Annotated in this window: 14 protein-coding genes; 3 read left to right on the top strand and 11 right to left on the bottom strand. The window is 69.1% G+C overall.

All coding sequences use genetic code 11. The features are described from left to right. Window positions 1-4: 4 nt before the first annotated feature. Window positions 5-880, bottom strand: a complete 876-nt coding sequence (locus OG266_RS31460; protein WP_371549767.1) for an LLM class flavin-dependent oxidoreductase — start codon at window positions 878-880, stop codon at window positions 5-7. Window positions 881-926: 46 nt separating this feature from the next. After that, complete coding sequence (locus OG266_RS31455; protein WP_371549765.1) at window positions 927-1,946, bottom strand: aldo/keto reductase; 1,020 nt, start codon at window positions 1,944-1,946, stop codon at window positions 927-929. Between the two features lie 236 nt (window positions 1,947-2,182). Between OG266_RS31455 and OG266_RS31450 the strand changes: the two genes are divergently transcribed. Next, window positions 2,183-2,779 (top strand): TetR/AcrR family transcriptional regulator, encoded by a 597-nt coding sequence (locus OG266_RS31450; RefSeq protein WP_371549763.1) that lies wholly within the window; start codon window positions 2,183-2,185, stop codon window positions 2,777-2,779. 37 nt (window positions 2,780-2,816) lie between these two features. Here OG266_RS31450 and OG266_RS31445 read toward each other — a convergent pair whose 3' ends face one another. From OG266_RS31445 to OG266_RS31420, 6 genes are all read right to left on the bottom strand, one after another. Further along, on the bottom strand, window positions 2,817-3,200 hold the full coding sequence (locus OG266_RS31445; RefSeq protein WP_371549761.1) for a hypothetical protein: 384 nt from the start codon (window positions 3,198-3,200) through the stop codon (window positions 2,817-2,819). Window positions 3,201-3,496: 296 nt separating this feature from the next. Then, window positions 3,497-3,997: a hypothetical protein gene (locus OG266_RS31440; protein ID WP_371549759.1), complete on the bottom strand. Its 501-nt coding sequence runs from the start codon at window positions 3,995-3,997 to the stop codon at window positions 3,497-3,499. A 33-nt stretch (window positions 3,998-4,030) separates the two neighbouring features. Continuing rightward, window positions 4,031-4,669 (bottom strand): hypothetical protein, encoded by a 639-nt coding sequence (locus OG266_RS31435; RefSeq protein ID WP_266463500.1) that lies wholly within the window; start codon window positions 4,667-4,669, stop codon window positions 4,031-4,033. Window positions 4,670-4,690: 21 nt separating this feature from the next. Next, window positions 4,691-11,227: an RHS repeat-associated core domain-containing protein gene (locus OG266_RS31430; RefSeq protein WP_371549757.1), complete on the bottom strand. Its 6,537-nt coding sequence runs from the start codon at window positions 11,225-11,227 to the stop codon at window positions 4,691-4,693. 117 nt (window positions 11,228-11,344) lie between these two features. Then, the gene (locus OG266_RS31425; RefSeq protein ID WP_371549755.1) at window positions 11,345-15,070 is read right to left on the bottom strand and encodes a LamG-like jellyroll fold domain-containing protein; all 3,726 of its coding nucleotides are present in this window, start codon (window positions 15,068-15,070) and stop codon (window positions 11,345-11,347) included. Window positions 15,071-15,348: 278 nt separating this feature from the next. Beyond that, window positions 15,349-16,518 carry a steroid 3-ketoacyl-CoA thiolase gene (locus tag OG266_RS31420; protein ID WP_266463495.1) on the bottom strand — a complete coding sequence of 390 codons (1,170 nt, stop codon included), beginning with the start codon at window positions 16,516-16,518 and terminating at the stop codon, window positions 15,349-15,351. Between the two features lie 309 nt (window positions 16,519-16,827). On the opposite strand from OG266_RS31420, the gene OG266_RS31415 reads away from it, so the two are divergent. After that, on the top strand, window positions 16,828-18,072 hold the full coding sequence (locus OG266_RS31415) for a cytochrome P450 (protein ID WP_371549752.1): 1,245 nt from the start codon (window positions 16,828-16,830) through the stop codon (window positions 18,070-18,072). Between the two features lie 96 nt (window positions 18,073-18,168). On the opposite strand, the gene OG266_RS31410 is transcribed toward OG266_RS31415, so the two are convergent. Then, window positions 18,169-19,203, bottom strand: coding sequence for a GlxA family transcriptional regulator (locus OG266_RS31410; RefSeq protein ID WP_371549750.1), 1,035 nt, complete (start codon window positions 19,201-19,203; stop codon window positions 18,169-18,171). Between the two features lie 74 nt (window positions 19,204-19,277). On the opposite strand from OG266_RS31410, the gene OG266_RS31405 reads away from it, so the two are divergent. Next, complete coding sequence (locus tag OG266_RS31405; protein ID WP_371549747.1) at window positions 19,278-19,865, top strand: cysteine hydrolase family protein; 588 nt, start codon at window positions 19,278-19,280, stop codon at window positions 19,863-19,865. Between the two features lie 6 nt (window positions 19,866-19,871). Here the strand turns inward: OG266_RS31405 and OG266_RS31400 are convergent, their stop codons facing one another. Continuing rightward, window positions 19,872-20,135: a DUF397 domain-containing protein gene (locus tag OG266_RS31400; RefSeq protein WP_371549745.1), complete on the bottom strand. Its 264-nt coding sequence runs from the start codon at window positions 20,133-20,135 to the stop codon at window positions 19,872-19,874. Beyond that, the gene (locus OG266_RS31395; RefSeq protein WP_371549743.1) at window positions 20,095-20,943 is read right to left on the bottom strand and encodes a helix-turn-helix domain-containing protein; all 849 of its coding nucleotides are present in this window, start codon (window positions 20,941-20,943) and stop codon (window positions 20,095-20,097) included. Before OG266_RS31395 ends, OG266_RS31400 begins: the two co-directional genes overlap by 41 nt. Between the last annotated feature and the right edge of the window lie 40 nt (window positions 20,944-20,983).

The following is a 20,983-nucleotide window of genomic DNA, read 5'->3' as shown; positions in this document are numbered from 1 at the left end:
TGCGTCACCCCGACGTGCTGATGAGCTCGTCGGCGACCCACCGTGCGACATCGGCGGGGTAGGGCGCCGACAGTCCGAGGACGATGTGCCCGAAGCCGGCGTCGATCGCTTCGCCGATCGCCTGTCGGGTGACGCCGGGCCGGTCGTAGGAGACGGCCAGGTGGATCGAGCGGGTGATCGAGGCGGGGTCGCGGCCGATCTCGGCGCAGTAGCGGTCGAGCAGTGCGCTGCGGTTTCTTACGTCGTCGATGTCGCCGCCGGGGATGTTCCACAGGTCGGCGTGCTCGGCGACTATGCGGAGCGTCGCCGACGAGCGTCCGCCTATGAGGATCGGCGGGTGGGGGCGCTGGACGGGCTTGGGGTTGCCGAACGCACCGGTGAGCTGGTGGTGGGTGCCGTGGAAGACGAAGGGTTTCTCCTCGGTCCACAGCCGACGGATCACCGTGCAGGCTTCGGCGAGGCTCTCCACAGCCTGCGGGGTGTCCAGGAAGGGCAGACCGTGTGCCGGGTACTCGCGGCGGGCCTGCGGAGGGCTGGGGCGTGAGCCGACGCCGATGCCGAAGTCGAGCCGCCCTTCGGAGACGATGTCGACGGTCGTGGCGATCTTGGCCAGCAGCGCGGGCGGCCGGATCCGGTTGCTGGTCACCAGCAGGCCGAGCCGAAGTCGTCGGGTGTGGGCGGCGAGGGCCGAGAGCAGCGTCCAGCCTTCGTGGGCCGGTCCGTCCGGGTCGCCGCCGATCGGCATGAGGTGATCGAACAGCCACGCGTGCTCGATCTCCGGGATGGTGTCCGCCTCGTGCCAGACGCGCAGGATGTCCTGGTAGTCGACCTGCATGGGGGCGGTCATGATCCCGAAACGGGGTCGGGGTGTGGGCGGCATGGAGTCGGTGCTCCTTTCGAGGATGTGGGGACCGTTCCTCGGACGCTCAGCGGCGCCGCAGCGACGGGTCGAGCAGGGCGGGCGGAGTGTCGTACTTCTCGTGCGCGGCCAGGTCGACACCGGGGGCGACGATCGCGTCGATGGCGTCGAGTACGTCGGCGGAGAGCACGGTGTCCGCCGCGGCGAACTGCGAGTGCAGGTGATCCACGGTGCGGGGGCCGATGATCGCGCTGGTCACGGCGGGGTGCGCGGTCACGAATCCGAGCGCGAGCTGGATCAGCGTGAGGCCTGCCTCGTCGGCGACCTTGGCCAGCTGCTCGACCGCGTCGAGCCTGGCCCGGTTGGCGGGGATGGTGGTGTCGAAGCGCTGCGGCATGAACTTCGAGCGGCTGGTGGTGATCTCCCGGCCCTCGCGGATGGCGCCCGACAGCCAGCCCGAGGCCAGCGGGCTCCACGCCAGCACACCGAGCCCGTACTCCTCGGTGACGGGCAGGACGTGGGTCTCGATCCCGCGCTGCAGGATCGAGTAGCTGGGCTGTTCGGTGACGTAGCGGCTCAAGTGATGCTCGCGGGCGGCCCACTGGGCCTGCACGATGCGGTGCGCCGGGAAGGTCGAGGAACCGAAGTAGCGGATCTTTCCCGCGCGTTGCAGGTCGGTCAGGGCCGACAGCGTCTCCTCGTCGCTGGTGGTCGGGTCCCACCGGTGGATCTGGTAGAGATCGACGTGGTCGACGCCGAGGCGGCGCAGGCTGTTGTCCAGCTCCGTGACCAGCCAGCGGCGCGAACCGCCCTGGTGGTTGCGCTCGTCGCCCATCGGCATGCTCGCCTTCGTGGCCAGCACGATGTCGTCGCGGCGGCCGGCGATGGCTTTGCCGACCATCTCCTCCGACTCGCCGTCGCTGTACATGTCCGCGGTGTCGATGAGGTTGATCCCGCCCTCGAGGGCGGCGTCGACGAGGGCGGTGGCCTCGTCCTGGGTGGTGCGCCCGATCTTGCCGAAGTTCATCGCGCCGAGTGCGAGGGAGCTGACCTGCACACCGGTGCGGCCCAAGGTGCGGTACTGCATGACTGTGTTCCTCCATGGCGGGGTGACGCGCGGATGAGGCCTGGATGAGGCCTGGATGGAGCGTGACGGCAGTGCATGGCTTGGCCGCCGGGCCCGCGCTCTGGCATCATGAGCAAACGGAACCTCGTTCCGGAACGACGATACGGAACACTGTTCCGGTTAGCAAGCCTCGGTGGCGGGTTCGGCAGGTCTCAGTGGCGGGTTCGGCACGCATCAGCGGCGGAGGGAGTGGCGCGGTGAGCGACAGCGATGAGAGTGCGGGCGCGGGGCGCGCGGCCCAGCCCAAGCGGGCGGACGCCCGGCGCAACAAGGAGACCCTGCTCGACGCGGCCGCCGCGGTCTTCGTCACCTCGGGCGTGGAAGCGCCGGTACGCGACATCGCGGCCAAGGCCGGCGTCGGCCTCGGCACGATCTACCGCCACTTCCCGACGCGGGCGGATCTCATCATCGCCGTCTACCGGCACCAGGTCGAAGCCTGCGCCGAGGCCGGTCCCGCCCTACTGGCGACCAGCGCGACACCGCACGCCGCACTGGGCCAGTGGATCAACCTCTTCGTCGACTTCCTGGTCACCAAGCACGGACTCGCCGGCGTACTGCAGTCCGACAACACCGGCTTCGACACGCTGCACGCGTACTTCCTCGACCGCCTCGTGCCCGTGTGCACCCAACTACTGGACGCAGCGGCCGATTCCGGCGAGATCCGCTCCGACCTGAAGGCCTACGAGCTCATGCGCGGCGTCGGAAACCTCTGCATCGGCGCGGACAGCGACCCCCAGTACGACGCCCGCCGACTGGTCGAACTCCTCATCGCGGGACTGCGGTTGCCGAGCTGACCGACGGCAGCCGGCGTGAACCACACGAATCGCGCTGTCACTTGAGGGTCAGCACCTGGTTCTCGTCCTCCGTCGTGGCCCAGAGGACGGTCTTCCCTTCGGATTCGCCGGTCCACATGGTGGCCGTGCAGCCGTCCTCGAAACGGATCAGCACGGAGGTGGAGTCACCGTCGTCGATGGAACTCCACGTGCCGTCACCGGACTTATTCCGAAGTCCGTCCGCGGGGCAGGAGAAGTATTTGAGGGTGAGGCCGGCCGCAGAGAAGACCTTGTTCTCCTTCAACGCCAGCTCGGCTCCCTCGCCCGCCCAGGTGCGCACCAGGGCGGCGTTCTGGACCAGCTTTCCTTCCGGATACCGCCCGTAGTCCGTCGATGCGTAGCAGCCGGACACCAGAAGGACTGCGACGGCGGGTACCGCCACCCGCCACAAGGTCACCCGACGCAAGGCCGCCCGACGCAAGGCCGCCCACAGCCAGGCGCTACCGCGCTTCGCGCCTGGCCGTTCTCGGTGCTCGCTCACCCGTTCCCCGTTCATCGGTTGAGGATCACCGCACGGAACGTGATGGTCATGAAGTGAAGGACTCCGCGAAGTCCCCCACCCTGATCCGCCCCACCGTCTCCGGAGCGCACCGGCCGCGTCTCCCGAGGCGGGACGATCGATCACCTCGATCGCGAAACCGTTGTTCCTCGGGACCAGTTGGGGCTGACCGCCGGCCGTCACATGCCCAGCTTGTCGAGGAGCCGGAAGAACAGTTCCTCCGCGAAGTCCGAGTCCTCCTCGGCGAAGACCTCGGCGAGTCCCGGCATGTCCGGCGTGCGGTCCGCCGCGCTCGCCCAGGCGGCCGCGGCGCGTGCGGCCGCCTCCGGGGACGGGAACTCGGCGTCGAAGTCCTCGTCGTCGTCCTCGCAGTAGGCCTCGGTCGCCTCGCGCGCGAGGCAGGCCTTCCAGTGCCCGCCGGCCACCGAGAAGCCCTCCACGTGGACCGCGTCGCTGTCCAGCACGAAGCCGGTCAGGGCCGGTGCCCCCGTCTCCTCGACCAGTTCGGCGAGCAGCGCGGGAGCATCGTCCGCGAGCTCGGGGCCCGGGTACTGGCCGACTTGCCAGCCGTCGGCCCGCCGCCAGTGCTCCTCGATACCGTCGTGACGTTCGACGACGGCCGACAACTCGTCGAGCGGAGTCTCACTCCGGCACACGACGAACGAACCCCAGAACCCCATGCGTCCTCTTCCTCCGCCTGAACGCCTGAACGCCTACGCGCCGGCCGCACGCCGGGCAAGCCGCTCGCGCGCCCAGGCGACGAAAGGCGGAAACTCCCCGTCGGCCTCGGCCTTGTCCACCAGGGCCGCCACATCCGCGACCGGGTCGTCGTCCACGCGCAGCACGATCTCACTGACGGTCGCGTTCTTGAGCCGCAGGAGGCCGTCGTTCGGGTTGGTGCGTGTCTCCGCCAGCAGGGTCCTGCGGTCCAGCAGGGGCACCGTCCGCGGGAGGGCCACCTCCGTGAGGGCGCGGGCCAGTTCCCGCCCGCAGCCCTCACGCGTCTCCGGCTCCGAGAACGCCCACCGGGACCTGAACGGCATCTCCGAGTCGGGCTGGTGAGCGACCCCCGCCGGCGGAATCACCTCGTACTTCGCCAGGGCACCGCTGGCGTCGGGCGTCGGCGGATTCGCGTACTCCCGGTTCAGGAAGGCCCATTGCGGCAGCGGTACGACCGAGAAGAACACGTCGAAGACGTACTTCTCCGGGTCGACGGCCTCCGGCCAGACCTGCATGAACAGGTGATCGCCGTTGGGTGCGGCCAGCCGGAAGGTCCGCCCCTTCTTGGCGAAACCGGCTGCCTTCATCACGGGAACCACGTGCTCCCGGATGAGGGTGTCCAGTGGGTTCATGTCCGCTGCCTGCCTTCCTGCTCACGCCGCCAGTTCGAAGAGCGTAGCGGCGACGCCCACGGTGATCGCCCCGCCCGCTGCCGCGCCCGCCTCCGGAGCGATGAAGGGCAGACCGACAAGCACGATCGGCACCAGCAGCGGCCACTGGTTCACCCCGTCCGTCGCCTGCGGCACGATGCCCAGACCCGGCTGGTCGATGGTCCCGGGGTAAGGACCGGGACCCGGACCCGGGGTGGGCGATGGGGTGGGCTGCGCGGACTGCTGCTGGACCACAGCCGTGGGGCTGGAACTCAGGACGCGCTTGAACTTCTTGTCGTTGGGCTTGCCGTAGATGATGGCGCCCGGCTCCGGGCCGATCACCTGGTCCCCGTTGGGAACGGGGTAGGGGCCTCCGATGGTCCAGCCCAGCACTGCCTTGTCACCGTTCGCGCGCATCTTGCCCACGTACCAGTTCGCTTCCGGAACGGCCTTCCCTGCCACACCCGCCGACTTCACCTCCCAGACGTAGTACACGTCGTGGTTGGGGTCGTATCCGACGATGTCCGGCAGCCCCTTGTTGCACGGCCCCGCGGGATTCTTCATGCACTTCTTGCTCGCGCCCGGGACCTGCATCTTCGTGTCGATCGTGAAGTTCTTGATGCCCAGCTTCTTGACCTGCATCTTGATGATCACGATGGCGGCGTCCCGCGCCTGGTTGTGCCGCGTGGTCCTGTCGCCGCCGACCGCCGCCGGCACGGGGGTGCTGTCGTCGTCGCCGTCGTGGCTGGACCCGTCGTAGCTGTCGGACTCCGGGTCGTTCTCCGGCTTGTACGTGCCGTACGTGCCGTTGCTGCCCGAGCAGAAGTGGGGGTAGCAGGACTCGAGGCCGGTCGGGTCGGACTGAGTGACGGGGTTGCCGTTGGCGTAGGTGTAGCCGTTGAGGGACTGGGCCTGATCCGTGCTGAGGACCGGGTCGACGCTGACGAAGCGGCCGATGGCCGGGTCGTACTCGCGGGCGCCGACGTGGGTCAGTCCCGTGCTCGCGTCGGCGGTCTTGCCGAGGAAGCCCTTGTCGTCGGTCCAGGTCCCGGTGCCACCGGAACGCGTGGAGCCGAACGGGGTGGTGTAGCGCTTGGTGACGGCCTGAGTGGTCGACTCGACCGCCAGCGCGGAGGTGCCGTGCCGGTCGGCGGCGAGCCAGGTCAGGGTGTTGGTCCCGGACTTGTTGCTGCGCAGCGCGATCGTGGAGTCGCCTGCGGTGTAGTACCGCTGGGCCCAGTACTTGGTGGTGCTGGTGCTGGCGTCGAGATGGACCTCGGTGGTGCCGAGATAGAGGACGGTCTCCCCCGCGGCGTTGCGCTTGATGAGGAGATTGCCGTCGGTGTCGTAGACGTAGCCGGTGGTGCTGCTGCCCTCGACGAGTTTGCCGAGGTCGCCCTCCTCGTTCCAGGCCAGCGACTGGGAAGCGGTCCCGTCGGGACGGGTGGTGGTGTTGCCGGTGGCGTCGTAGACGTACGTGGGGGTGACGCCCGTGCAGGAGGCCGCTGTCGTCACGGCCGTCAGGGTGTGGAGCTGTGAACTGCCGTAGCAGTACGTCTTCTTGGTGTCGGCGCTGGTGGTGTGGGTGGTCTCGGAAGCACGGACACCGGAGTCCTGGTACGCGTACGAAGTCCAGTACGGGCTCGCGCCGCCGAGGTTCGCGGTGGTGCGGCCCGCGGCCGAGCAGTCGGCGGTCTTCGGGGTCCACGCGTCGGTCAGCCGTCGGTAACCGTCGTAGGCGAAGCACTGGTTGTCCGCCGCCGAGGTACCGCCGAGGGTGGTCGGGTCGGTGATGGCGGTGACGTTGCCGGCGTCGTCGTAGGCGTAATTGAGCTCCTGGAGCTCGTAGCCGTGCGTCTGGTCGGTGACCACGGACTGCTTGAGGAGCCCGGTGCCCTCCTCGTAGGCGTTGGTGAGGTACGCCTTCTTGGTGCCGGTGGCGGCGGAGGTGCCCAGCGTCAGCTGCTCGGTCTGGCCGAGCGCCGAGTAGCTGCTGCCCAGCAGGTAACCGCTCTCGCCGGACACGGTGGTGGGCAGCCCCACGTCGTTGTACTTGGTCGTGATCTGCTCGGCGGCGAGACCGCCGACGGCGGGTTCCTTGGTGTACTCCCGGGTGCCGTCGATGTTGTAGGACGACGAGAAGTCCAGCGTGGCGGACGGGAGTGCGCCGGAGCTCACCAGCGCGTCGCCCGCGGGCAGCGTCAGCTGGGATCCGGTGGCGCGGTACAGGGCGTCGTAGGCGGTGACCTTCTTGGTGTACGACGTGCCGGTGGTGCCGCTGCCGCCCACGTAGCGCACTGCGGTGTCGAGCTGTCCCTTGGCCAGGGTGTCGTAGGTGTAGCCGGTGAGCTGGTTGGCGGCGACCTGCTCCTCGGTGGTGGAGGTCAGGTCGGCCGTGGCCGGCGCGCTCCAGGTGCCGGAGACCCGGCCGAGTGTGTCGTAGGCGGAGATGATGACGCGTCCGGCCGCGTCCTTGATCCAGGAGACCTCATCGGTGGCGGTGTAGCCGGTGGTGGTCTTTCCCTTGTCCGGGTCGGTCGAGGTGACCTTGCGGCCGTAGAGGTCGTAGGTGTACGACCAGGCGGACCGGTCGGGTCCGGTGACCGTGGACTCCTTGCCGTCCGGTGAGTAGGTGAACGACGTCGAGGTGTACGCGGCGCCGGTGCCTGAGCCGTAGCCAGCGTCGGCCGGGGAGGCGCCGGAGTACTCGCGCCGCTCGGTGGTGCGGCCCAGCGCGTCGGTGATCACGCGGGTCGCCGAGCCGCCGGCCAGGGCGGCGGTGGCGGTGGAGTCGCCGGTGTAACCGGTCGTCGTGGCCCAGCGCTTGACGCCGTAGATGTAGAGGGTGCTGCTGGTGGCCCGTTCGGCGCCGTCGTAGGCGGTGGCGGTCTGCTGGGCGGCCTCGCCGTACTCGGCGCGGGTGTAGGCGCCGTTCGGAGTCTTGTCCTGGTCGAAGATCTGGGCGTACGACTCGTAGGCCAGGCCCCGGCTGTCGTAGCGGGTGTCGGTCAGCATCCGGCCGCCGAGCGGGGTCGGGGACTGCGTCTGCAGGGGACGCAGCAGCGCGTCGTAGATGCTGTAGGTGGTGTTGTAGGTGTCGCCGTCCGCCTTGAGGGTCGACGTGGACGTCCAGGAGGGGGCGCCGCTGGTGACCGAGTAGGCGTACGTGTAGTTCGCGGCCTGCGACGACGAGTGGGAGCGGTTGGGCAGCCAGACCGCGGTGACCCGGCCCAGCGCGTCGTAAGACGTCTCCGTCAGCTTGGTGTTGACGTCGTAGACCTGGGTCGTGGAACCACGCGCCGGGTCCAGGTAGGTGTAGCTCTTCTGGCTCTTGGGGTTGGTGGTGACGATCCGGGTCAGCGGACCCGCGTTGGTCGGGGTGTAGGCCGCGGTGGTGGTGGCCCCCGCGGCGTCGGTGACGGACAGGGGACGGCCGAGCTTCGTCGTCGCCGTGTCGAACGTGGTCTTGCTGAGCGTCTGCCAGGAGGTGGGGTGGCGTTCGCCGCCGGTCGCCGTGGCCGGGTAGGCGGAGGCGCGGCCCTTCCAGGTGGCGAGACCCAGGGTCGGGGTCTGGGCGGAACTCCACGCCGTGGTCGAGGCGTTGTCGTAGACGGTCGCCGTGTCGGAGAGCACGTCTCCCCGGGTGGCGGAGCTCGTCGGCAGGGAGAGCGAGGTCTCGGCGACCGAGCAGGGCCGGGCGACGACCCTGTTGCGGGAGACCAGGGCGGTGAGCCCGAGCTCGGCGTTGCGGGCGTACCAGGTGCGGGTGCAGGTCTCGTCGCCGGACTTGGCGGTGTCGCCGGTGTCGTCGACAGCGGCGGCCATGCCGTAGTCGTCGTAGGTGGTGGCGCTGGTGCGGGTCCGCCAGCTCGACGAGGCGGTCAGGTAGGTGTGGGTGTACGACTTGCCGACGCGGACGTAGTACGCCTCGGTGTCCGCGTACGACTTGTGCTGCGTGGCCGTCTTCTTCGACCAGGGATCACTGACCGTGACGCTCACCGGCGTCGACCCGTCGTAGGTGATCTTCTCGCGCAGCACGCCCGCGTAGGTGTCGCTGTCGGTCTGGTCGGCGACATCGAGACCGCTGACGTCCACCCCGGCGACTGTGGCCGAGCGGCGGGCGTCCGGGTCCAGGGTGCCGTCTGCCTTGAGCAGCCGGTCGCCGTTCATTCCCTGGAGGTAGACCGAGACGGTCTTGGTCTGGTTGCTGCCCACGCCCTTGGTCGCGGTCACCTTGCCGTAGCCGCGCCAGATGGACCAGGTGCGTTCGTCGGCGGGGGTGAAGGGGTTGTCGTTGTAGTGCCAGGCGGGCGCGGAGTACGAGTACTGGTTCTCCACGGCGTCGTTCTTGCCGGTCGGGTCGGACGTGTTCACCGCGAGGACCCGGTACTTGTGGAACCAGTCGATCGAGGCGTTCTCCGCCCCGTTGATGTTCCAGAACTGCGGATAGCAGGACTTGGTGTTCGTGTCGGCGGCGCTCGGCATGTTCGAACCGCGCACACACTCCGGCTCGGAGAGGGTGACCCGGGTGATCGCACCGGTCTCCGAAGTGACGCTCTCGATGCGCGGGCGCCGCAGCGGCAGGATGTTGTCGGTGGCGTCGACCCGGTTCTTGCGCATCTGGTACGTGAAGGCCACCGGCGGCAGCGCGATGTCGGTGCCGTTCCTGCCCGTGTGCCGGATGCTCTTCAGCGTCAGCGTCTGGTCACTGGTGTCCCCGATGTCACCACCGTCCAGGAACTCCTGCGTGAACGCCCAGGTGTCCACGGCGGTGAAGGCACTCGTGGTCGCCGACCAGGCGTAGGTGTCGACCTGTGTGAGCCGCTTGCGAGTGAAGAAGAACGGACCCCGCACATCGCAGTCGGCGTCCTTCTTGCAGATCGAGTCGGAGGGGACGTCGGGCCAGTTGTCGGACGTGGCGTCCGTCAGGTCGGAGCAGTCGGCGGCGGTGCAGCGCTCGTTGTAAGTGAAGGTGACCTTGTCGGAGGTGACTCCGGTGAACAGGGTGTCCGCGCGCTGCCCGTAGAGGATCTTGTTGAGGTAGCCGCCACGGTCGTACTCGGTGGTGGCGGTGGTTCCGCCGTTCTTCCCGTAGTAGTTGGTCTCGGGCGTGTACCAGTACGACATGGCGTTGCCGTTGAGGTCCTCGGCATAGTCGAGGTTCCAGCGCCAGGCCTGGACAGTTGAGCGGTTGGCGAAGGCGGTGCCCTGGTCGTAGCCGGGTTCGCCGGAGTCGTCGCCGTAGACCGGCACGGTCCACACCGACTCGGTGCGCTCGGTGCCCGCGCCGGGCAGCTTGTTCAGACCGAAGACGTACTTGGTGCCTTCGCCGGTGACGACGGTCCAGGTCTCGCCGTCGCCGTCGCCGTTGTCGGCACCGGTGGAGTGGGTGACGGTGGAGGCGTCGTCGGCCTTCAGCCGCCACTCGCCGCTGGTGTCGTCCTTGACCAGTTCGGTGGACTTGCCGTTGAGGACGAGGGAGGCGTTGTCGTACTTCCAGCACAGGTCGGACTTGCCGTCCTGGCCGTCCTCGTCGCACGAGCCGTAGGAGCGCTCGACGTAGGACGCGGACGAGAGGTCGAAGCCCTCGCCGACCTGGGTGGACTGGTTGTTGGTCGAGGCGGTGCGGCCGTCGATGCCGCCGGAGTCGTACGACAGCGCCAGGTCGGGCTGGGGGCCGACCGCCGCGGACGGGGTGTCCAGCGGGTACGACCAGGAGAACGAGCCGGACGAACCGCCCGCCTCCCATGTGGAGGACGAGGTCAGCGGGGTCGCCGAGTAGTCGCCGGCACCGGTCGCGGACGCCTCGGAGGTGGCGGCCAGGGCGAGAACGGTGGCCGAGGAGGTGGTGGAGAGCGCGACGTCGGCCGACACGGACTGTCCGGCGGCGTCGTTGTCGGAGGCCAGCGGTGTACGGGTGCGGCAGGCGGCCTTCTCCGGTGTGGTCAGGGCGCAGGCCGGCAACGCTATGAGGCCGAGCCGGCCCGACCAGCCGCCGCCGTAGGCCGAGGCGAACTCCGAGTAGTCCAGCGTCAGATGAGCACGGCCCGGCTTCGTAGCCGTCGCGGTGAACACAACACCCTTGATTCCGGCGGCCGTTGTCGCCTTCCGGTCCAGCACCCGGATCGTCGAATCACCGGAGGCCACGTTCCCCACACTGCCGCGGGCGACCGTGACCGGCAGGCCACCCGCCTCGACGGCAGCGCGACCCGACCGGGTACCGGGGATGGCGACCGTGACCCGCCCGGACGCCGGCCAGACCGCGTCCTGCTCGGCGGCGGCCCGGTCGGCCTGCGCCTCGTTCTGCTTCCGGGACTCAGCGACATCCGCACGAGCCTGCTTCGCACCCAGCCCGGTGACCGCGCTGACGTCACTGTCCCGCTGCTCCGGAACCTCCGGCCGCCCCAGCCCGCTTGCCGAGGCCGGCGCCGCCTGCGCGGCGGGCAACGCACCCGTGGCGGTCAGCGCGAGCGCCAGCACCACCACGACACCCACGCGTCTGCCACGCAGCCAACGAACCACTCTCGTACTGGTGTTCACGACAAACCCCCGTCAGGCACGGCCGCGACCACACCGGCGACCACGGAATGGAACGGAAAGGAGAAGGAGTGGGCCGGGCGCCCGCTGAGGTCGGCGGGCGCCCGGCGCGTAGGGCCGTCAGCCGGTCATCGTGTCCACCTGAGTACCGTCCGCCGCCGCCCCCACCCAGATCCGGATGTCCGAGATCCGGCCGGGCAGGTAGTGGCCCCAGGCGCTGCCCACATACGCCTTGCCGGCCGCGAATTCACCGGAGCCGACGACAGCGGTGTACGGGGTGTCCGTGTCGTTCTGCGTCGAGTCCAGGTAGAGGGCGACGGTGCCGGCCTGCGCGTCGTACACCCCGGTCAGCCGCACCCGGCTGCCGACCACCGCTGCCTCGTCGGAGTCCGCGGCGGTGAAGGTGCCGTCGGCGGCGAGGCGGCCGAACCGCCAGAAGCCGACGGGGACTTCGTAGGGGTTGTCGTCGTCGTCGAACCGGGTCTCGGTGCCGGTCTGCTCGTACCAGAGGCCCCAGGCCGAGCCGTCCGCGGTGCGCTGGCCCAGCACTTGGCCGATGTAGCCGGTGCCCTTGGTGTTAAGCGTGGCCTGGTCGAGTTCGACCTCGGTGGTGACCGTGAAGGAACCTGTGTCGTCGACGACCGGGCCTGTGACCGTGGCCGCGTCGTTCGTGCCGTCCAGGACGATCGCCTCACCGTCCATCGAGGCGCCCCCGGACAGGGTGAGCGTGCGCTCCGTGTAGCCGGTCAGGGTGTCGGCGAGCGTGGTCGCGGTGACGCTCGCGCCGTCCGGGTTCCAGGCGCCCACGAGTTCGGTGGCCGTGGCCGTGTCGGTGGAGTCGAGCAGCCTGGCCTCCTTGGCCACGTCGCCCGGCTGCAGCGCCTCCTGGAAGACGGCGGCCTCGTCGATACGGCCCCGCCAGTACTGCACGTACGTGCCGGACACATAGCTCGCGCGGCCGAACTGCAGGGCCCCGTCCGGAGTCTGCTTCTCGCCGCCCGCGGGCACGGTCACCGGGGTGCCCTGGGGCCGCCCGTTGACGTACAGCTGGATGGTCTTCGCGTCGGCGTCGTACACGCCCGCCACGTGGGTCCACACGCGCAGCGGTACGCCCGCCACGTCCGCGCCGGCGGCGACGTACTGCCGCGTGCCGCTGCTGTCGGTCCAGTTGAAGCGGAAAATCCATTTCTTGACGCCGGAGGAGTAGTAGAGGGAGAAGCCCGAACTGTCGCTGCCCGTCTGGGACATGACGGTGCGGTAGTCGGTGTTCTCCGTCAGGTACGCCCAGGCGGAAACGGTGTACGAGGACTGCGTGTTGACGGCGGCGGCCGAGGTCGCGGCGTATCCCTCGTGCCGGGTCGGGTCCACCACGTCGTTCAGCCACAGCGAACGGTCCGAGGAGCCACGTCGTCCCAGCGACGACCAGCCGCTGCCGGTGGTGTAGAGGGTCGCCGGGTGGCGCGTCCCCGCGGTCGTCGCGGAGTCGGACGCGACCGTTTCACCCGAGCCGACCGCGCTGTCGTTGAACTGCCAGCGCCCGGTGGCCCCTTGGCTCTCCTGCACGTTGAACCGCACGCTCGCGATGGCGCCCCAGCGTCCGCTGCCCACATTGTCCAGCGCCCGCACCTGGAGCACCTGGGTGCCGGCCAGTTCCGGTGGAATCTCCTTGGTCACGGCTGTCGTTCCGGGAATCGCGGCCGACCAGGTCTTGGACGAGGACAACTTGTAGCGGTACGCGACGACCGTGGCGGCGTCACCCGCTGCCGGGTTGAAGATGAACTTGCCCTTCACGCCGGGGCCGCCGGCCGGTTCGCAGGCGTTCGCCGTGCACAGCGAGTAAGGGCTGCCGAACGTGATCAGCGGTGCCTTGGGCGCGGTCGTGTCGACCTTGAAGTAGCACCAGCCCTTGGTCGTCACCGTGCTGGAGGACTGCAGATAGCTGTTGCCGCTGTTGTAGTAGGAGCGGGTGAACACCGCCATCCGGTACGTCCCGCCGTCCGTCAGTGTGATCGGCGAACTGACCGACACCTTCTGGTTGTCGTTGACGTACCCGGGGCTGACCGGCCGCACCGGCTCGGTCACCAGGTCCCACGCCGTGCCGTTCTTCTTCTGCACGTAGAAGTGCGCACGCAGGTTCGCGTCGTTCTCACCGCCGGCCAGGGTCTGGACCACCCCGGTGAGCGTGGGCGTCGGGTCCGAGAGCACATCGGGATCGGCCGCGTCCGTCTCGCAGGAGGAGATCTCCCCGGACAGCACGCCCGGGCTGGTCGGCGGAGCCGGGACGCCCACGTAGGTGACGTCCAGCACCGCGTCGTCGTCGAACCGCTTCCAGCCGTTGGGGTCCGACTCGTTGTACGCCTTCAGCATCAGCGTCAGCCGGGAGAAGCCGCCGGCCGCGAACGCCTTCACCGTGTTGGTGAGGTTCTCGTAGCTCTGCGCCGGGTCGTCGTTGAACTCGATCGGAGCGTCCGGCTGGTCCGGGTCGCACGCCGTTCCACGGCCGGCCGAGACCGTACGGTCGCCCATGATGTCCCAGCTCGTGGTCGGGCCCGGCCACCTCGTCGCCGACGAGATGTTCGGCGTCCGGACGAGCTGCACCGTCGTCTTCTCGCACGACATCGACCAGCGCTCGGTCACCCGGAACGTGGCGTCAAGGACCCGCTTGCCGCGCAGCGCGGTCGGCGCGAACTCGAAGTACATCCGCTGCTTGTAGCCCGAGCCGCAGTAGTAGCCGACGCCGCCGGTGACGTACGTGCCGCAGTAGCCGACACCCTCGCCGTCCGAGCCGCCGGAGAAGTTGTAGAAGGTGTCGCCGTCCGAGGACAGCAGCGTCCGCTCGGACTCGCTCCAGGACACGTCGGGGTCGATGTACAGCGGGTAGACGGTGTCGTCGCCGGTCAGCAGCCCGGCGTCGGGCACGACGGTGATCGAGTCGGTGTCCGCCGTTACCGGCAGGACGGCGGATGCGTCGCCGTCGCCGGGACCTTCGGCCGGGTCGGGGGCGGACTCGCCGTCACCGTCCTGGACGGGCTCGTCCTCGGCGGCGGCCAGCGACATCGTGGACGCCCCTGATACCCCAGATGCCTCTGATGCCGTGGACGTCGCCGCGTCCCCCGCGGAGTCCCACTGCCGAGCTGCGGGCGTGCGGAACACCGCGTTGCCGTTCTCGTCGACGGCGTCCAGGCCGCCGCCGGTCCCGCCGCGCAGGGTCAGGCCCTCGGTCTCGACGGGGAAGTCCAGCTTCGTCAGGTCCTCGTGGGCCGCCGCCTCGGGCGTCTTGACGACGAGCACCTCGCGGTAGCCCTCGGTGGTCGCGGTCAGCCGCAGGTCCACTCCGGGCAGCACCTCCGCGTACACCGCCGAGGCGCCCTCCAGGGTCGGTTCGGGCAGCTCGCCCGGCCAGCCGACCGTCAGCGACCTGCCGCTCTCCTCGACGGCCACCAGGTCGGCACCGTCGCCCCCGCCGGAGAAGGACACGTCCGCCACCGCCGCCTTCGGGCCTACGGTGCCGTCCGCCCGCCGCACGAGGGTCGCGTCCGGTTCGGCCCACGATCCGTCCTTCTGCTGCACCCGGACGGGCACGGTGGACTGGCTGAGGGAAAAGGTGAGACCGTCCGGATTCGCGTATGTCGTCGTGTATTCGGTGCGTTCTCCCGCGATCTCCACACGTTCGCCGGTCTCGACCGCTTTCTCGGCGGCCTTTTCACCCTCGGAGAGGTTTTTCGGAGAACCAGCGGAATCGGCGGAGAGTGAATTCGCGTGCGCCGCCGGGGCGATCGACGTGACACCGGCCGGAATCCCGACCAGTACGGCCATGGACGTCACGAGGACCGCGACATCACGCAACTTCCCTCTTCGTACGCCGACATGACGGTGCATCACATCTGACAGCACAACAGCCCCCGTAGCCGCACAGCTTTCACATTGAGGCCACAGTTGTACTCAGATTGAACGCACACCGTCAAGGTTTCAATGGACAACTGATCGATCGCGCGCCGACGAAGAGATCGGAATTGAACAGTCCGTTAACCAATAGGGAATTAACAGAGTACGGGGCGATCCAAAGGCCGGTATTTCGAACCAACGGCTTCCTCTTGGACCGCCCCGCCTCATCACCCGGCGGACTACAACCGCTGAATGATCGTCCCGGTCGCCAGTCCCCCACCCGCACACATCGTCACCAGCGCGAACTCCTTGTCCCGCCGCTCCAGTTCATGCAGCGCGGTCGCGATCAGCCGCGCCCCCGTGGCCCCCACCGGATGCCCGAGCGCGATCGCGCCGCCGTTGACGTTGACCTTCTCGAGGTCCTGCTCGAAGACCTGCGCCCAGCTCAACACCACGGACGCGAAAGCCTCGTTGATCTCGACGATGTCGATGTCCTTCAGCGACATGCCGGCCTTCCCGAGCACCGCCCGCGTCGCGTCGATCGGCCCGTCGAGGTGGAAGTGGGGGTCGGAACCGACCAGCGCCTGCGCCACGATCCGCGCCCGCGGGCGCAGCTTCAGCGCGCGTGCCATCCGTTTGGACGCCCACATGATCGCGGAGGCGCCGTCGGAGATCTGGGAGGAGTTGCCCGCGGTGTGGACGGCCGTGGGCATGACCGGCTTCAGCCGGGCCAGCGCCTCCATGGTCGTGTCACGGAGCCCCTCGTCCCGGTCGACGAGCCGCCACATGCCCTGCCCTGCCCGCTGCTCCTCCTCCGTGGTGGGCACCTGCACGGCGAAGGTCTCGCGCTTGAAGCGTTCCTCGGACCAGGCGATGGCGGCGCGCTCCTGCGAGATCAGTCCGAGCGAGTCGACGTTCTCGCGGGTCAGTCCGCGATGGCGGGCGATGCGTTCCGCCGCCTCGAACTGGTTGGGCAGGTCCACGTTCCACTCGTCGGGGAACGGCTTGCCAGGACCGTGCTTGGATCCGGACCCCAGCGGCACCCGCGACATCGCCTCGACGCCGCAGGAGATCCCGACGTCGATGACGCCCGCCGCGACCATGTTGGCGACCATGTGCGAGGCCTGCTGCGAGGAGCCGCACTGGCAGTCGACGGTCGTCGCGGCGGTCTCGTACGGCAGGCCCATGGTGAGCCAGGCGGTACGGGCGGGGTTCATGGACTGTTCGCCGGCGTGGGTCACCGTGCCGCCGACGATCTGCTCGACGCAGTCGGCCTGGATGCCTGTGCGGCCCAGGAGTTCACGGTAGGTCTCGCCCAGGAGGTAGGCGGGGTGCAGATTGGCGAGCGCGCCGCCCCGCTTGCCAATGGGGGTGCGTACGGCTTCGACGATGACGGGTTCCGCGACCATGGGGGCTCGTCCTCTCCTTGGGCCTGTCCACCCGCGCGGCGCGGGCGTCCCGGCCACCCGCCGCGCCGAACTAGTACGCGTTCTAGTTCTGTGTGCAGTCTGCTGAGCCAACCCCCCGCGCCGCAAGGGTCGTGCAGCCGTGGAAGTCGCGTTCCGTACAGATCCCACACATGATTCGGGCCGCCGCGCCTCTTGCTAGTTGTAGAACCCGTTACTACCTTCACGGCAGTTTCCCGTTCCTGATGAACCGTCAGAAGTCATCGCGAAGACCAGAAGACCAGAAGGCCGTCTGAACGGCGGGAGTTGCCAATGCCCTGTCCAGCACTGCCCGACGGGTTCGATTTCACCGACCCCGATGTGGTGCACCACCGCATACCCCTCCCCGAGTTCGCCGAGTTGCGTGGAACGGAACCGGTCCACTGGATCCCCCAACAGCCAGGTGTCGCGGGCTTCCAGGACGACGGCTACTGGGCCGTGACGCGCCACGCGGACGTCAAGTACGTCTCCACGCACCCCGAGTTGTTCTCCTCGTTCCTCAACACCGCCGTCATCCGCTTCCACGAGCACATGCCGCGCGAGACGATCGAGATGCAGCGGCTGATCATGCTCAACATGGACCCGCCCGAGCACACCCGGGTCCGGCAGATCGTGCAGCGCGGCTTCACCCCGCGCGCGATCCGCTCCCTGGAGGCGGCCCTGCGCGCCCGCGCCGGTTCGATCGTCGAGCACGCGATCGCCGGCGCGGGTCCCGACGGCGCCTTCGACTTCGTCACCCAAGTGGCCAGCGAACTGCCCCTGCAGGCGATCGCGGAGCTCATCGGCGTCCCGCAGGACGACCGGGCCAAGATCTTCGACTGGTCCAACAAGATGGTGGCGTACGACGATCCGGAGTACGCGATCACCGAGGAGGTCGGCGCCGAGTCGGCCACCGAACTCATCTCGTACGCCATGAACCTGGCCGCCGACCGCAAGCAGTGCCCGGCCAAGGACATCGTCAGCACGCTGGTGGCGGCCGAGGACGAAGGCAACCTGGCCTCGGACGAATTCGGCTTCTTCGTACTGCTGTTGGCCGTCGCCGGCAACGAGACGACCCGCAACGCCATCACCCACGGCATGCACGCCTTCCTCACCCACCCCGACCAGTGGGACCTCTACAAACGCGAACGCCCGAGTACCGCCGCCGAGGAGATCGTCCGCTGGGCGACCCCGGTCATCTCCTTCCAGCGCACCGCGACCCAGGACACCGAACTGGGCGGGCAGCAGATCAAGAAGGGCGACCGCGTCGGCATCTTCTACTCCTCCGCCAACAACGACCCCGAGATCTTCGACCACCCGGAACTCTTCGACATCACCCGCGACCCCAACCCCCACCTCGGCTTCGGCGGCGGAGGCCCGCACTTCTGCCTCGGCAAGTCCCTCGCCACCCTCGAGATCGACCTGATCTTCAACGCCATCGCCGACGCCATGCCGAACCTCCGCCTGGTCGGCGACCCCCGCCGACTGCGCTCCGCCTGGCTCAACGGCGTCAAGGAACTCCAGGTCAACCCCACGTAAGGCGCCATCCACGCTCGGGCCGACGACCTCCCGGCACCGTCGGCCCGTCCCACATGGAACACATGAAACACGTGGGAGGCAGGGGCATCCACCGCCCTACGCCCCGCCCCTGCCTCCCGCGCCACCACTGCCCACGCCACCGCTTCCCACGGCGCCGCCCGCCCCGGCGAACGACGCACGGTACGCGCGCGGGCTCGTCGCGAGCCGTGCCGCGAAGTGCTGCCGCATGGTGACCTCGCTCCCGAAGCCCGCCCGCCGGGCGACCTCGGGCATGGCAAGACCGGTCCGCTCCAGCAGCCTCTGCGCGGCCGCGATCCGCTGATCCAGCAACCAGCGCACCGGAGTTGACCCGGTCGCCGCCGCGAAGTGCCGTGCGAAGGAACGCGGCGACATCCCGGCGCGGGCGGCGAGCCGGGGCACGGTCAGCGGCTCGTGGAGATGCCCGAGCGCGTACTCGCGTACGGCGGCCAGCGCGTCGGCGTCCGGGTCCGCGGGGGCGGCCGGATGCTCGATGAACTGGGCCTGGCTGCCGGTCCGGAACGGCGCCGTGACCATCGAACGGGCGACCGCCGCGGCGGCCTCCGCGCCATGAACGGTACGGACGAGGTGCAGGCACAGGTCGATCCCGGCGGCCGTCCCCGCGGCCGTCCAGATGTTGCCGTCCTCGACGAACAACGCGTCCAGCTCGACCCGCACCCCCGGATGCCGCTCCCGCAGCAGGTCGATCAGATTCCAGTGCGTCAGCGCGCGACGCCCGTCGAGCAGCCCCGCCTGCGCCAGCGTGAAGGCACCGCCACACAGCGCCGCGATGGTGGTACCCCGGGCATGGGCACGCCGTAGCGCCTCCAGCACGGGTCCGGGCGCGGGCGTCACATGATCATCGAGCCCCGGGACCACGATCAGCTCGGCCCGCGGCAGCCAGGCCAGCGTCCGGTCCGGGGTGACCGCGAGTCCGCCGCGCATCGCCACGGGGGCGGGGTCGGCGGCGACCCGTCGCAGGTCGAAGGCGGGTACGCCACGGTCGGTACGGTCCACACCCCACACCTCGGTGATGATGCTGACGTCGAAGGCCCGGACGCCGGGAAAGGCGAGGAGCGCGATGCGATGGGCGCGTGTCGTCGACTGGGTCACCCTGGCAGTAAACCATCGAACGCTGGCTTCCTGCCCCCTGGGGCGAGCTGCCGGACGGCGGCACGATGGTCCCCATGGAGATCACAGAGAACGCGGCGCTGATAGTGGTGGACGTGCAGCAGGGCTTCGACGAGATGGCTGCCTCGATCCCGCGCAACAACCCCGCCGCCGACGAGAACATCGCCTCCCTCATCGCGGCCTGGCAGGACACGGGCCGCCCGGTCGTCTTCGTACGACACGACTCGACCAAGCCGGACTCGCCCCTGCGGCCGGGGTACCCGGGCAACGACTTCAAGGAGTACGTCGAGCAGCGGCGCGGCCTTGGCAGGGGCCCGGAGCTGTTCATCACCAAGACCGTCAACTCGGCCTTCTACGGCGCCCCGGACCTGGACGCCTGGCTCAAGGCCTCCGGCATCACCCAGATCGCCATCGCCGGCATCCAGACCAACATGTGCGCGGAGACCACGGCCCGCATGGGCGGCAACCTCGGCTACGACGTCCTGTTCGCCTTCGACGCCACGTACACCTTCGACCAGGCGGGCCCGTTCGGCTGGCACCTGACGGCCGACGAACTGAGCCGCGCGACCGCCGTGACACTGCACGGAGGTGACTTCGCCCGGGTGGTGACGACGAAGGAGGTGGTGGACGCGGCGCGGTCCTAGCCGGGGCTAGAGCTGGGCGACGAAGGCGGTGAAGGCGGCCGGGGTGAGGGCGAGGGCGGGACCGTCGGGGACCTTGGAGTCGCGAACGGCGATGGTGGCGCAGGGGGTTGAGGCGATCTCGACGCACTCGCCACCCTGGTCGCTGCTGTACGTCGACTTGCGCCAGGCCACGGTGCCGAGCGGCGCGCACTCGACGCATTCGCCCCCCTGGTCGCCGCTGTAGCTGGACTTACGCCACTGAGTCCCGGTCGGAATCGCGTTGCTCCCCATAGCGTTCCTCCATTACGTGCCGGATCAGCCCCGCCGAATCCCTGAGGGAGAGAGCGGCGGCCTGAAGATGATCGTAACGGAGTGAACAGTCCTTGACAGTGTCCGGGTTGGCGGTCGGATGCCCCGTCCCGTAGCCCTCGGTGTAGACGATGTCCGGGTCACTCGCGAAGCGGAAGAGGGTGTAGGAACCCTGTAGCCCGGAATGAGCCCCAGCGGAGTACGGCAACACCTGGATGTTGACTCGGGGGTTCTCCTCGAAGTCCAACAGCCGGGCCAGTTGGCCCCGCATGGTTTCCGGACCGCCCATCTCCTGGTAGAGCGCGGCCTCGCTGATGACCGCCCAGAGCACCGGCGGCTCGGCCTTGTCGAAGATGCGCTGACGCGCCAGCCGTACGGCGGTCCGGTCGTCGAGCCTGCTGGAGTCCAGAGCGCCGAGCACGGCACGCGCGTACGCCCCGGTCTGCAACAGGCCGTGCACCATGTGCGTCTGGAAGGTACAGATCTCGATCGCCCGCGCCTCAAGCTCCGCCACCTGCTGGAACCAAGCCGGAAGCTGACTCCTCAACACCAGCCCCACCAGCCGCGACAACAACCCCCCGGTCCCCAACGCCGCATCCGCCCGCTCGCTGAACACATCCGTCGGCAGCTTCCGAGCCGTCTCGATCTGTCCCACCAGCGACCCGGTGTAGTTGACGACGTCTCCGAACTCCTTCTGCGTGAGCCCGGCGGCCTCTCGATGCCGCCGCAGCTCGAAACCGTAGTAATCGAGCGGCGACGCGCTCGGATCGAGGACGCTGATGTTGGTCACGGACGGCCCCTCTCACCCAACTCGGCTTGCGAGCCAGTTG

The sequence above is a fragment of the Streptomyces sp. NBC_00554 genome, from assembly GCF_041431135.1.
Classification (GTDB): Bacteria; Actinomycetota; Actinomycetes; order Streptomycetales; family Streptomycetaceae; genus Streptomyces.
Note: the sequence above shows the minus strand (reverse complement) of the source record. Positions and strands in the feature narration are given on the sequence as shown.